10 protein-coding genes are annotated in these 13,576 nt (G+C 73.3%); all 10 read left to right on the top strand.

All coding sequences use genetic code 11. From position 1 onward, the window contains the following. Positions 1-264, top strand: a 264-nt coding sequence (locus tag E4P40_RS28120; protein ID WP_167762252.1) for a hypothetical protein, incomplete at its 5' end; no start/stop codon positions are given. A gap of 26 nt (positions 265-290) precedes the next feature. Continuing rightward, positions 291-668: a phosphoribosyl-AMP cyclohydrolase gene (gene hisI / locus E4P40_RS15445; RefSeq protein WP_135159422.1), complete on the top strand. Its 378-nt coding sequence runs from the start codon at positions 291-293 to the stop codon at positions 666-668. Then, entirely contained in the window at positions 665-2,179 is a 1,515-nt protein-coding gene (locus tag E4P40_RS15440; RefSeq protein WP_135159421.1) for an anthranilate synthase component I, read from the top strand. The genes hisI and E4P40_RS15440 overlap by 4 nt, the downstream gene beginning before the upstream one ends. Beyond that, positions 2,176-2,808, top strand: a complete 633-nt coding sequence (locus tag E4P40_RS15435; RefSeq protein ID WP_135159420.1) for a Trp biosynthesis-associated membrane protein — start codon at positions 2,176-2,178, stop codon at positions 2,806-2,808. The genes E4P40_RS15440 and E4P40_RS15435 overlap by 4 nt, the downstream gene beginning before the upstream one ends. A 152-nt stretch (positions 2,809-2,960) precedes the next feature. Then, positions 2,961-3,770, top strand: coding sequence for an indole-3-glycerol phosphate synthase TrpC (trpC, locus tag E4P40_RS15430; RefSeq protein WP_135159419.1), 810 nt, complete (start codon positions 2,961-2,963; stop codon positions 3,768-3,770). Positions 3,771-3,854: 84 nt separating this feature from the next. Continuing rightward, positions 3,855-5,207, top strand: a complete 1,353-nt coding sequence (trpB, locus tag E4P40_RS15425) for a tryptophan synthase subunit beta (protein WP_135159418.1) — start codon at positions 3,855-3,857, stop codon at positions 5,205-5,207. After that, positions 5,204-5,989: a tryptophan synthase subunit alpha gene (trpA, locus tag E4P40_RS15420; protein ID WP_135159417.1), complete on the top strand. Its 786-nt coding sequence runs from the start codon at positions 5,204-5,206 to the stop codon at positions 5,987-5,989. The genes trpB and trpA overlap by 4 nt, the downstream gene beginning before the upstream one ends. Beyond that, positions 5,986-6,927 (top strand): prolipoprotein diacylglyceryl transferase, encoded by a 942-nt coding sequence (gene lgt, locus E4P40_RS15415; RefSeq protein WP_135159416.1) that lies wholly within the window; start codon positions 5,986-5,988, stop codon positions 6,925-6,927. Before trpA ends, lgt begins: the two co-directional genes overlap by 4 nt. Before the next feature lie 360 nt (positions 6,928-7,287). Next, complete coding sequence (gltB, locus tag E4P40_RS15410) at positions 7,288-11,958, top strand: glutamate synthase large subunit (protein ID WP_209305355.1); 4,671 nt, start codon at positions 7,288-7,290, stop codon at positions 11,956-11,958. 101 nt (positions 11,959-12,059) lie between these two features. Beyond that, positions 12,060-13,550: a glutamate synthase subunit beta gene (locus tag E4P40_RS15405; RefSeq protein ID WP_135159415.1), complete on the top strand. Its 1,491-nt coding sequence runs from the start codon at positions 12,060-12,062 to the stop codon at positions 13,548-13,550. Positions 13,551-13,576 lie beyond the last annotated feature (26 nt).

Below are 13,576 nucleotides of genomic sequence, written 5' to 3'. Positions count from 1 at the left end.
ATCCGCGCGCTCAACGCCCGGACCCGCGGCGCCTGGCTACTGCTGGTGGTTGCGCACGTCGTCCAGGTGCTGCTGTCGGTCTACTGGGTCGTCCGGCTGTCCATGCTCCTGGACGGAGCGGGTGCCGATGGTGCCGGTCCGCTGCTCGTGTTCACCGCGTTCTTCGCCGCCGGCCCGATCGTGGCGCTCGGGCTCCTGATGACGGGCACCGTCCGCGGGTGGTTCGCGCCGCCGTACCAGGCGACCCAGCCGCTCGCCGCCTGAGCGCCCCGGCACGGCAGACTGGCGGCATGTCCGCTGTTCCCTCCCACCCTCCGTCCCTGGCGCCCGAGGTCGCCGAGCTGCTCCGCCGCGACCCGGCCGGCCTGGTGGCCGCCGTCGTGCAGCAGCACGACACCGGTGAGGTGCTCATGCTCGCGTGGATGGACGACGAGGCCCTGCACCGCACGTTGACGTCGGGCCGGGCCACCTACTGGTCGCGCAGCCGGGGCGAGTACTGGGTGAAGGGCGAGACGTCGGGGCACCGTCAGTGGGTGCGCGACGTGCGACTGGACTGCGACGGCGACGCGCTGCTGGTCCTCGTCGACCAGGAGGGCCCGGCCTGCCACACCGGCGAGCGCAGTTGCTTCCACCGTCCGCTGACGGCCGGCGAGGGGAGTGCCGCGTGAAGTTCGGGGTCATCTCGCCCAGCCGCGAGGAGTTCGTGGCGCTCGACCAGCCGGTGCTCCCGGTCACGCGCAAGCTCCTGGCCGACAGCGAGACGGCGGTCGGGATCTACCGGAAGCTGGCCGGCAACCGGCCGGGCACGGTGCTGCTGGAATCGGCCGAGCAGGGCAAGCGCTGGTCGCGGTACAGCTTCGTGGGCGTCCGGAGCGCCGGCGTGCTCACCGAGCGGGCCGGCGTCACCCAGTGGCTGGGCCAGGACGTGCCCGGGCTGACCGACGACCTGCCCGCCGACCCGCTCGCGGCCGTCCGCACCCTCGCCCGCCGGCTGCGCTCGCCGCGCCGGCCCGACCTGCCCCCGCTCACCGGCGGGCTGGTCGGCTACCTGGGCTACGACGTCGTCCGCCGGCTGGAACGGCTGCCCGTGACCAGCAGCGACGACCTCGGCATGCCCGAGCTGGCCATGATGCTGGTGACCGACCTCGCCGTCCTCGACCACACCGACGGCACGGTCCTGCTGATCGCCAACGCGCTGCGCGGCTCGTCCGGCACGGATCCCGGCGCGGCCTGGGACGACGCCGTCGCCCGGCTGGACGGGATGGCAGGCGACCTCACCAAGGCGGTGGCGCCCGGCCTCGCGGTGCTCGAGCCGGCCGAGGTCCCTCCGGTGACCAGCAACGTCGAGCCCGGTGTCTTCGAGGCGGGCGTGGAGCGCATCCGCGAGCACATCCGCGCCGGTGACGCGTTCCAGGTGGTCCTGGCGCAGCGGTTCGAGCTCGCCACCGACGTCGACGCCCTCGACCTCTACCGGGTCCTGCGCGCGACCAACCCGTCGCCGTACATGTACCTGCTCCGGTTCGCCGGCCGGGAGAGCCCGTTCGACGTCGTCGGCTCCTCGCCGGAGGCGCTGGTGACCGTGACCGGCACGTCGGCCGTCGTCCACCCGCCGGCCGGCACCCGGCCGCGCGGCGCGACCCCGGAGGAGGACCTGCGCCTGGCGGAGGGGCTGCTCGCCGACCCGAAGGAGCGGGCCGAGCACGTGATGCTCGTCGACCTCGCCCGCAACGACCTGGGCCGGGTCTGCATCCCCGGGACCGTCGAGGTGCCCGACTTCATGCGCGTGGAGCACTACAGCCACGTCATGCACCTGGTGTCCACCGTCGCGGGGGAGGTGGCGCCGGAGTACGACGCCCTCGACGTCTTCGACGCCACGTTCCCGGCCGGCACCGTCTCCGGAGCGCCGAAGCCGCGGGCCATGGAGATCATCGAGTCGCTCGAGCCGACCCGCCGGGCGCTCTACGCCGGCACCGTCGGCTACGTCGACGCCAGCGGGGACATGGACATGGCGATCGCCATCCGGACCGCCGTCCTGCACCAGGGGCGGGCGTACGTGCAGGCCGGGGCCGGGATCGTCGCCGACAGCGACGCCGCGACAGAGGAGGCCGAGACCCGGCACAAGGCCCGCGCCGTCCTGTCCGCGATCGCGACGGCCGAAGGGCTGCGGGAGGTGCGGTGACCGTCGCGGAGTCCGCCCCGGCACCGGCCGCCCGGCGCGAGCTCACCGGCGCGGTCCTCGGGGCCGCCGTCGCCGGGGGGCTGGCGCTGTTCGCGGGCGGGCAGCCGTGGGCCGACGTCACCACCGAGCGGCGGCCGCCGCTCCCGCCGGTCGGGGAGACCCTGTCCGGGGCCGATGCGGCGCCCCTGGTGCCCGCGGCCGGGCTCGTCCTCCTGGCGGCCGCGGTCGCCCTCCTCGCGGTGCGCGGCACCGGGCGCCAGGTGGTGGGCCTGCTCGTCGCGCTCGCCGGCGGAGTGCTGGCCTGGTCCGGGATCCGCGGGCTCACGGGGGACGCGGCCGCGGCGGCGGAGCCGCAGGTCCGGGGGGCGACGACCGCGGAGGTGCTGACGGCGTGGCCGGCGGTCGCCCTGGTCGGGGGGCTGGTGGGGGTCGCGGTCGGGATCCTCGTCGTCGTCCGCGGCCGGACCTGGCCCGCGATGGGACGACGCTACGAGCGCCCGGCGGGATCGGCGGAGGCCGCGGCGCGGACGGTCACGGCGCGCACCGACGAGGACCGCGCCCAGGACGCCTGGAAGGCCATGGACCGCGGCGAGGACCCGACTGATCCGCGCGCCGACACGGGCGTATAGCGGAACCGGTCAGGGCCGGGTGCCGCGCCCCCCGGCCGGGGGGCTGCCGTGCCGCCTCTACAGTGAGTTCGCCCATCCGGCTGGTGAGGGGATCGTTCGGTGCGACTGCCTGAGGACCGCATGAGTGTCGGACCCGCGCGTACGGCGGCGCCGTGAACGTGCTCGACGAGATCGTCGCGGGAGTCCGCGAGGACCTCGCCGCCCGCGAGGCGATCACACCGCTGGCCGACGTGAAGGTCGCCGCCCTCGACGCCCGGCCCGCTCTCGACGCCCTCGCCGCGCTGCGGGCCCCCGGCGTCGGTGTCATCGCCGAGGTCAAGCGCCGCAGCCCGTCCAAGGGCGACCTGGCCGAGATCCCCGACCCGGCCGAGCTCGCGGTCCAGTACGCCGCCGGCGGCGCGCGGGTGATCAGCGTGCTGACCGAGCGCCGGCGCTTCGGTGGCTCGCAGGCCGACCTCGACGCGGTCCGCGCCGTCGTTGACGTCCCCGTGCTCTGCAAGGACTTCGTGGTCACCAGCTACCAGGTGCACGAGGCGCGGGCGCACGGGGCCGACGTCGTCCTGCTGATCGTCGCGGCGCTGGAGCAGAACGCGCTGGTCGGTCTGCTGGAGCGGGTCGAGTCGCTCGGGATGACCGCGCTGGTGGAGGTGCACACCGAGGCCGAGGCCGACCGGGCGCTGGACGCCGGCGCGTCGGTCATCGGGGTCAACGCCCGCGACCTGACCACCCTGGAGGTCGACCGCTCGACCTTCGAGAAGATCGCCCCCGGCCTGCCGTCGGGTGTGGTGAAGGTGGCCGAGTCCGGTGTCCGCGGCCCGCACGACCTCATCGGCTACGCCGCGGCCGGTGCCGACGCCGTCCTCGTCGGCGAGGGCCTCGTGACGGCCGGGGACGCGCGCCAGGCCGTCGCCGACCTGGTGACCGCCGGCTCCCACCCGGCAACCCCCCGCACGACTCGCTGAAAAAGGGCCCTCCTGCCCCCCACCACTCGCAGGCTCGCGGCGGGTCCCTGCAGGAGGGCCACTGCGGCGCGGGACACTAGGGGCATGACGACGACCAGCCCACCGCAGACCGGGGAACATTATCTCCTGCCGGCGCGCCCGGGCTGGCCCGACTCCACCGGGCACTTCGGCGTCTTCGGCGGCCGCTTCGTGCCCGAGGCGCTGATCGCCGCCCTCGACGAGCTGACCGAGGCCTACGAGGCGATGCGCGTCGACCCCGAGTTCCTGACCGAGTTCGACCGCCTGCAGCGCGACTACACCGGCCGGCCGAGCCCGGTCACCGAGGTGCAGCGGTTCGCCGAGCACGCCGGCGGCGCCCGGATCCTCCTCAAGCGGGAGGACCTCAACCACACCGGCTCGCACAAGATCAACAACGTGCTGGGCCAGGCGCTGCTGACCAGGCGGATCGGCAAGTCCCGCGTCATCGCCGAGACCGGTGCGGGGCAGCACGGCGTGGCGACGGCGACCGCGGCGGCGCTGATGGGCCTGTCCTGCACGGTCTACATGGGCGAGGAGGACACCCGCCGCCAGGCGCTCAACGTCGCCCGGATGCGGCTGCTCGGCGCCGAGGTCATCCCGGTGACCACCGGGTCCAGGACCCTCAAGGACGCGATCAACGAGGCGTTCCGCGACTGGGTCACCAACGTGGAGACGACCAACTACGTCTTCGGCACCGTCGCCGGCCCGCACCCGTTCCCGGCGATGGTGCGCGACTTCCAGCGGGTCATCGGCGACGAGGCCCGGGCGCAGGTGCTGGAGCGTGAGGGGCGGCTGCCCGACGCGGTCCTGGCCTGCGTGGGCGGGGGATCCAACGCGATCGGCATCTTCACCGCCTTCGTGCCGGACGACGGCGTGCGCCTGATCGGCCTCGAGGCCGGCGGCGACGGCGTGGACACCGGCCGGCACGCGGCGACGATCACCGGCGGCAGCCCCGGCGTGCTGCACGGCGCCCGTTCCTACCTCCTGCAGGACCACAACGGGCAGACCATCGAATCGCACTCGATCAGCGCCGGGCTGGACTATCCCGGGGTCGGCCCGGAGCACTCCTACCTGCACGACATCGGCCGGGCGGAGTACCGCGCCGTGACCGACGCCGAGGCGATGGAGGCCTTCGCCCTCCTGTGCCGGACCGAGGGGATCATCCCGGCCATCGAGTCGGCGCACGCCCTGGCCGGCGCCCTCGTGGTGGGCAAGGAACTGGGCCCGGACGCGCTGCTGCTGGTCAACCTCTCCGGCCGCGGGGACAAGGACGTCGAGACGGCGTCCACGTGGTTCGGTCTCGGGGACCGCGAGGAGGTCGACCCGGGCCCGGGTCTCGACACCGATCAGAACCCGACGGAGGGTGCGATCAGCAACGACGAGGCGATTGCGGGCCAGGACGCGGGGGAGACGGCATGAGTCAACTGGCCGAGCGGATCGGCAAGGCGAGGGCCGAGGGCCGCGCCGCGCTGATCGCCTACCTCCCGGTCGGCTATCCGGACGTCGACGGCTCGATCGCGGCGATGGTCGCGGCGGTCGAGGGCGGCGCGGACGTCATGGAGATCGGCGTCCCGTACAGCGACCCGGGGATGGACGGGCCGGTGATCCAGCAGGCCGTGGACGTCGCGGTCCGCGCCGGCGTGGGCATGCGCGACGTGCTGCGGGCCGTCGAGGCGGTCGCCGCCGCCGGCGCCGTCCCCGTGGTGATGAGCTACTGGAACCCGATCGAGCGCTACGGCGTCGAGCGGTTCGCCACCGACCTGGCCGCGGCCGGGGGAGCGGGGGCGATCACCCCCGACCTGATCCCCGACGAGGCCGGCGACTGGATCGCCGCCTCGGAGGCGGCCCACCTGGACCGGGTCTTCCTCGTGGCGCCGTCCTCGACCGAGGCCCGCCTGGCCTCGACGACCGCCGCCTGCCGCGGCTTCGTCTACGCCGCGTCCACGATGGGCGTCACCGGCACCCGCGAGACCGTCGGCGACGCGGCCGAGAAGCTCGTGGCCCGCACCCGCCAGGCCGCTCCCGAGCTGGCGGTCTGCGTGGGGCTGGGGGTCTCGAACGGGAGCCAGGCAGGCGAGGTCGCCGCGTTCGCCGACGGCGTCATCGTCGGGTCGGCCTACGTCCGCGAGCTGCTGGAGGGTCGCGGCGCCGAGGGTGTCCGCGCGCTGTCGGAGGACCTCGCGACGGGCGTGCGCTCATGATCGTCGCCGCGATCCCGAGCCCGACCCAGGGCGTCTGGGAGCTGGGCCCGCTGCCCATCCGCGCCTATGCGCTCTGCATCGTCGCCGGCATCGTCGCGGCGGCCCTGTTGACCGAGAAGCGCTGGGTGGCACGGGGCGGGGCACCGGGCGAGGTCCTGGACATCGCCGTCTGGGCCGTGCCGTTCGGGATCATCGGTGGGCGGATCTACCACGTGATCTCCAGCCCGCGGGCGTACTTCGGCGAGGGCGGGGACCCGATGCGGGCCTTCGCGATCTGGGAGGGCGGCCTCGGCATCTGGGGTGCCATCGCCTTCGGCGGCGTCGGCGCCTGGATCGCCTGCCGCCGCCGCGGCATCCCCCTCCCGGCCTTCGCCGACGCGCTGGCCCCCGGGCTCCTCGTCGCCCAGGCCATCGGCCGGCTCGGCAACTGGTTCAACAACGAGCTCTACGGCGGTCCGACCGACCTGCCCTGGGCGTTGAAGATCTACGAGTGGGACGGCGGGCGGGCGGTCCTGGACTCCTCCGGCGAGCCCGTGCTGCTCGGCACGTTCCACCCGGCGTTCCTCTACGAGCTGCTGTGGAACCTGGCGGCGGCCGGCTTCGTGATCTGGGCCGACCGGCGCTTCCGCCTCGGCCACGGCCGGGCGTTCGCGCTCTACGTCCTGTCCTACTGCGTCGGCCGGCTGTGGATCGAGCTGCTGCGCACCGACCCGGCGGAGACCCTCTTCGGCGTGCGGATCAACGTCTTCACCTCGATCGTGGTGGGGCTGGGCGCGCTGGCCTACCTGATCTGGATGCGCGGCCGTCCCCGGGAGGTCCTGCACCGCGGGGAGGAACCGGCCCCGGACGACGCCACCACGGTGCCGGCCGGCCCGGGCGAGGACTCGCATCCGGACCGCCCCCGTGACGATGATCACCGTCCGACCGAGCCCGGCTGACGGGTTCGTGCAGGCCCGGTCCGGCCAACGACCGACGTGATCCTGCCGACGCGCCGCACCTCGGGTTCGAGCGGGTGAGGCCGGTGTTACGCCTGTGTACCCTTCACTGGACCCGCCGGCGATCCCGGCGGGGTCGCCTTCGTCGGAACCGGGCCAGCGTCGCCCCGCGGACGACAGCCCCTCGGCCACCACCGCTGGGCTCGAGCCCCCAGCACCGGGACCGGGACGTACGGTCCCCGGGAGCCGGCTCTCCGCAGTGCCGCCTCAGTCCGCCGCCCCTCCGACCACCGGCCCGGGCCCACCGCCCCCGTTCGAGCCCTCGTGACGAGGTCCGGACGGTGCGCCGACGACGGGAGTGACATGTCCGACCTCACCGCCCCCGCCGCTGCGTCTCCCACCGCGAGCGGTACGGCCGTGCCGTTCTCCGCGGTCCCCGCGCCCGTCGGCCTCTACGACCCCGCGAACGACAAGGACGCCTGCGGCGTCGCCTTCGTCGCCGACGCCCGTGGACGCCGGTCCCGCTCGATCGTGGCCGCCGGCCTGACGGCGCTGCACAACCTCGACCACCGCGGCGCCGCCGGCTCCGAGCCCAACTCCGGCGACGGCGCGGGCATCCTCACCCAGGTTCCGGACGCCCTCCTGCGAGCCAGCGTCGACTTCGACCTGCCGCCGCTGGGGGAGTACTCCGTCGGCATCGCCTTCCTGCCGGCCGACGAGACCGAGCGGGCCGCCCGCCTCGACGAGGTGGCCAAGCTCGCCGAGGAGGAGGGCCTCACCGTCCTCGGCTGGCGCGACGTGCCGATCGACCCCGACGGTGCCGACCTCGGCCCCACCGCGCGCGCGGTCATGCCGTTCTTCGGGCAGCTCTTCGTCGCCGAGACGATGTCCGGCCGGGCCGACGAGACGGCCTTCGGCGGCAACGTGGTCTGCAACGGCGTCACCCGGCTGGAGCGGCGCTCCTTCGTCCTGCGCAAGCGGGCCGAGCGAGCCGCGGTCGAGGCGGGCAGCTCCCTCTACATCACCTCGCTGTCGTCGCGGACGATCACCTACAAGGGCATGCTGACCACCGACCAGCTGCCGCTGTTCTTCCCCGACCTGCGCGACGAGCGCTACGAGTCGGCGATCGCCCTCGTGCACAGCCGGTTCTCGACCAACACGTTCCCCAGCTGGCCGCTGGCCCACCCGTTCCGCTTCATCGCGCACAACGGGGAGATCAACACGATCAAGGGCAACCGGAACCGCATGCGGGCCCGCGAGGCGAAGCTGGCCACCGAGCTGTTCGACGGGCCGGCCGGTCCGGCGTCCGAGCTGGGCCTGGACCGGATCTTCCCCGTCACCGCCAGCGACTTCAGCGACTCGGCCACCTTCGACGAGGTGCTCGAGCTGCTGCACCTGTCCGGCCGGTCGCTGCCGCACGCGGTGCTGATGATGATCCCGGAGGCGTGGGAGAACCACGACGAGATGGACCCGGCCCGCCGGGCCTTCTACCGGTACCACGCCTCGATCATGGAGCCGTGGGACGGGCCGGCCGCGGTCTGCTTCACCGACGGCACGCTCATCGGCGCCGTCCTCGACCGCAACGGGCTGCGCCCGGGCCGCTGGTGGCACACGAAGGACGACCTCGTGGTGCTCGCCAGCGAGGTGGGCGTCCTCGACATCCCGCCGGCCGACGTCGTCGCCAAGGGCCGGCTGCAGCCGGGACGCATGTTCCTCGTCGACACCTCCTCCGGCAAGATCGTGTCCGACGAGGAGGTCAAGGGCGCGCTGGCGGCCGAGAACCCCTACGAGGACTGGCTGCACGCCGGCCTGGTGCACCTGCCCTCGCTGCCGGAGCGCCGGCGGTCGCGGCCCAGCCACGAGTCGGTCATCCGCCGCCAGATGCTCTTCGGCTACACCGAGGAGGAGCTGCGCGTCCTGGTCACGCCGATGGCGTCGTCCGGGGCCGAGCCGATCGGCTCGATGGGCACCGACACCCCCGTCGCCGCCCTCTCCGACCGGTCCCGCCTGCTCTACGACTACTTCGGGCAGCTGTTCGCGCAGGTGACCAACCCGCCGCTGGACGCCATCCGCGAGGAGCTGGTCACCAGCCTCGGCCGCACCTTCGGCCCCGAGCAGAACCTGCTGCAGGCCACGCCGGCGTCCTGCCGACAGGTGTTCCTGCCGTTCCCGGTCATCGACAACGACGAGCTGGCCAAGATCCTGCACATCGACGACGACGGCGACCTGCCCGGGTACGCCGCCGTCCGGATCACCGGCCACTTCGACGTCAACGGCGGAGGGACGGCGCTCGCCGAGGCCGTCCAGCAGCTGCGGACCAAGGTGTCGAAGGCGATCGCGGCGGGCGCCCGGATCATCGTGCTCTCCGACCGCGACTGCGACGAGAAGCGCGCCCCGATCCCGTCGCTGCTCATGACGGCCGCCGTCCACCACCACCTGGTGCGTGAGAAGACCCGCATGGAGGTCGGCCTCGTCGTCGAGTCCGGCGACGCCCGCGAGGTGCACCACGTGGCGCTGCTGCTGGGCTACGGCGCCGCGGCGGTGAACCCGTACCTGGCGTTCGAGTCGATCGAGGACCTGATCCGCGACGGCGCCCTCACCGGCGTCGAGCCCGCGCAGGCCGTCCGCAACATGGTCAAGGCGCTCGGCAAGGGCGTCCTGAAGGTCATGAGCAAGATGGGCATCAGCACCGTCGGCTCGTACACGATGGCGCAGATCTTCGAGGCCGTCGGGCTCTCGCAGGACCTGGTCGACGAGTACTTCACCGGCACCTCGTGTCCGCTGGGCGGGGTCGGGATCGACGTCCTCGCCGAGGAGGTGGCCATGCGCCACCGCCGGGCCTACCCCGAGAACCCGACCGAGCGGGCGCACCGCCGGCTGGAGACGGGCGGGGAGTACCAGTGGCGCCGCGAGGGCGAGGTGCACCTCTTCAACCCCGAGACGGTGTTCCTGCTGCAGCACGCGACCCGGTCCCGGCAGTACGACGTCTTCGAGAAGTACACCGAGACGGTGGACAAGCTGTCGGAGGAGGCCGCGACCCTGCGCGGGCTCTTCACGCTGAAGACCGGCGTCCGGCCGCCCGTGCCCATCGACGAGGTCGAGCCGGCCAGCGAGATCGTCAAGCGGTTCAACACCGGCGCGATGAGCTACGGCTCGATCTCCGCCGAGGCCCACCAGACCCTCGCCATTGCGATGAACCGTCTCGGCGGCCGGTCCAACACCGGTGAGGGCGGCGAGGACCCCGACCGCTTCACCCCCGACGCGAACGGCGACCTGCGCCGCTCGGCGATCAAGCAGGTGGCCAGCGGCCGGTTCGGCGTGACCAGCGAGTACCTGGTCAACTCCGACGACATCCAGATCAAGATGGCCCAGGGCGCCAAGCCCGGCGAGGGCGGCCAGCTGCCCGGCAGCAAGGTCTACCCGTGGGTGGCCCGCACCCGGCACTCGACGCCGGGCGTCGGCCTGATCAGCCCGCCGCCGCACCACGACATCTACTCGATCGAGGACCTCAAGCAGCTCATCCACGACCTCAAGAACGCCAACAACGACGCGCGGATCCACGTCAAGCTGGTCAGCGAGGTCGGGGTCGGCACGGTCGCGGCCGGGGTGAGCAAGGCCCACGCCGACGTCGTGCTGATCTCCGGCCACGACGGCGGGACCGGCGCCGCCCCGCTGACGTCGCTGAAGCACGCCGGCTCCCCGTGGGAGCTCGGCCTCGCCGAGACGCAGCAGACCCTGCTCGCCAACGGCCTGCGGGACCGGATCGTCGTGCAGGTCGACGGCCAGATGAAGACCGGCCGGGACGTCATCGTGGCGGCCCTGCTGGGTGCCGAGGAGTTCGGCTTCGCCACGGCGCCGCTGGTCGTCTCCGGCTGCGTGATGATGCGCGTCTGCCACCTCGACACCTGTCCGGTCGGCGTCGCCACCCAGAACCCGGAGCTGCGCAAGCGGTTCACCGGGCAGCCGGAGTTCGTCGTCACGTTCTTCGAGTTCCTGGCCGAGCAGGTGCGCTCGTACCTCGCCGAGCTGGGCTTCCGCTCGATCGACGAGGCCGTCGGCCACGCCGAGCTGCTCGACACCCGCCAGGCCGTCGGGCACTGGAAGGCCCAGGGCCTGGACCTGTCGCCGATGCTGGTCGTGCCGGAGCTGCCCGAGGGCGCCCCGCTGCGCCGGGTGAAGTCGCAGGACCACGGGCTGGACATCGCGCTCGACCAGACGCTCATCCAGCTGTGCGAGGGCGCACTGCTCGACGCGCGGCCGGTCACCCTCGAGCTGCCGGTGCGCAACGTCAACCGCACGGTCGGGACGATGCTCGGCTCGATGGTCACGCGCCGTTTCGGTGGGGAGGGCCTGCCTGACGGCACCATCGACCTCACCTTCGGCGGGTCGGCCGGCCAGTCCTTCGGAGCGTTCCTGCCGCGGGGCGTCACGATGCGCCTCTACGGCGACGCCAACGACTACGTCGGCAAGGGCCTCTCCGGCGGCCGCATCGTCGTGCGCCCGCACCGGGAGGCGCCGTTCGCCGCCGAGGACAACGTCATCGCCGGCAATGTCATCGGCTACGGCGCCACGGGCGGGGAGATCTTCCTGCGCGGCCGGGTGGGGGAGCGGTTCTGCGTCCGCAACTCCGGTGCGCTGGCCGTGGTGGAGGGCGTGGGCGACCACGCTCTGGAGTACATGACGGGCGGTCGCGCGGTGATCCTGGGCGCGACCGGGCGGAACATCGCCGCCGGCATGTCCGGCGGCGTCGGCTACGTCCTCGACCTCGCCCGGCACCGGGTGAACAGCGAGATGGTCGACATCGATCCGCTGGACGGCGAGTCCGCGCAGTGGCTGCGCGACGTGCTGGTGCGCTACGCGGAGGAGACCGAGTCACCGGTGGCGCACGCGCTGCTGGCCGACTGGGGCCGCTGGTCGGAGCAGTTCAGCGTGATCATGCCGCGCGACTACCGCCGGGCCCTGGACGCCCAGCGGATGGCCGAGGCCAACGGAACAGATGTGGACCTGGCAGTGATGGAGGCCGCTCGTGGCTGAGAAGACTTCGCGCGCGGCGAGATCGGCGATCTCGCCGTCTCCGGCCCCTCTTCGCGACCACATCGCCGATCTCGTCGGACGCCCCCGAGAGGAGAGCTTCCGTGGCTGACACCACCGGATTCCTGAAGTACGAGCGGGAGCTGCCGCCGCGCCGCCCCGTCGACATCCGGATCATGGACTGGAAGGACGTCTACCTCTCCCGCGCCAACGGCGAGGACGAGGTCTTCCCGGTCGCCGCCGTCCGCAAGCAGGCCGCCCGCTGCATGGACTGCGGCATCCCGTTCTGCCACCACGCGTGCCCGGTCGCCAACCTCATCCCCGAGTGGAACGACCTGGCCCGGCGTGACGACTGGCAGGACGCGATCGAGCGGCTGCACGCCACGAACAACTTCCCGGAGTTCACCGGGAAGCTGTGCCCCGCGCCGTGCGAGGGCTCCTGCGTGCTGAACCTGCAGGAGTCGCCGGTGACGATCAAGCAGATCGAGTGGGAGATCATCGACCGGGCCTACGACGAGGGCTGGGTGCAGCCGCAGACGCCCGCCGAGCGCACGGGCAAGAAGGTCGCCGTCGTCGGCTCCGGCCCGGCCGGCCTCGCCGCCGCGCAGCAGCTGACCCGCGCCGGGCACGACGTGACCGTCTACGAGCGGGCCGACCGCATCGGCGGCCTGCTCCGCTACGGGATCCCCGAGTTCAAGATGGAGAAGGCCGTGCTCGACCGGCGGCTGGACCAGATGCGCGCCGAGGGGACGCGCTTCGTCACCGGCGTCGAGGTCGGCGGCAGCAGGGACGGCGACCTGTCGACCGAGCAGCTGCGCGCGGAGTACGAGGCCGTCGTACTCGCCGGTGGCGCCACCGTCGGCCGTGACCTGCCGGCCCCGGGCCGGGAGCTGGCCGGCATCCATCTGGCCATGGAGTACCTGCCCTACGGCAACCTGCAGGCGCTCGGCGAGCTGGACGACCCGCCGATCAACGCCCACGGCAAGCACGTCGTGATCATCGGTGGCGGCGACACCGGCGCGGACTGCCTCGGCACCGCCCACCGGCAGGGCGCTGCGTCGGTCACGCAGCTGGAGATCATGCCGGCGCCGCCGGGCCGGCGGGCCCACCACAGCAACCCGTGGCCGACCTACCCGATGATCATGCGGGTCTCCAGCGCGCACGAGGAGGGCGGCGAGCGGCTCTACTCGGTCAACACCGAGAAGTTCCTCGGCGACGACTCCGGCAACGTGCGCGCGCTGCTCCTGCACGAGGTGGAGCGCGTCGACGGCCGGTTCCAGAAGATCGAGGGCACCGAGCGCGAGCTCCCGGCCGACCTCGTCTTCCTGGCGATGGGCTTCACCGGCGCCCAGCGCGAGGGACTCGTGGACGCGCTCGGCGTCGAGGTGGACGGCCGCGGCAACGTCGCCCGCGACTCGGAGTTCATGTCCACCGTCCCCGGCGTCTTCGTCGCCGGCGACATCGGCCGCGGGCAGTCCCTGATCGTCTGGGCGATCGCCGAGGGCCGGGCTGCCGCGGCGGCCGCCGACACGTGGCTGACCGGCGAGTCGATGCTCCCGGCGCCGGTGACCCCGACCGCCGTCGCTCTCCGCTGAGGAATTCGGCGCCGGCCACGACGAAT

It is taken from the genome of Blastococcus sp. CT_GayMR20 (genome assembly GCF_004570345.1).
This window is presented reverse-complemented; position numbering and strand designations above follow the sequence as displayed.

Bases quoted from the DNA above. Each gene is read 5' to 3' on its own strand.
- hisI (WP_135159422.1), top strand. From the start codon at position 291: ATGTCCGCTGTTCCCTCCCACCCTCCGTCCCTGGCGCCCGAGGTCGCC.
- trpB (WP_135159418.1), top strand. From the start codon at position 3,855: ATGACGACGACCAGCCCACCGCAGACCGGGGAACATTATCTCCTGCCG.
- trpA (WP_135159417.1), top strand. From the start codon at position 5,204: ATGAGTCAACTGGCCGAGCGGATCGGCAAGGCGAGGGCCGAGGGCCGC.
- lgt (WP_135159416.1), top strand. From the start codon at position 5,986: ATGATCGTCGCCGCGATCCCGAGCCCGACCCAGGGCGTCTGGGAGCTG.
- gltB (WP_209305355.1), top strand. From the start codon at position 7,288: ATGTCCGACCTCACCGCCCCCGCCGCTGCGTCTCCCACCGCGAGCGGT.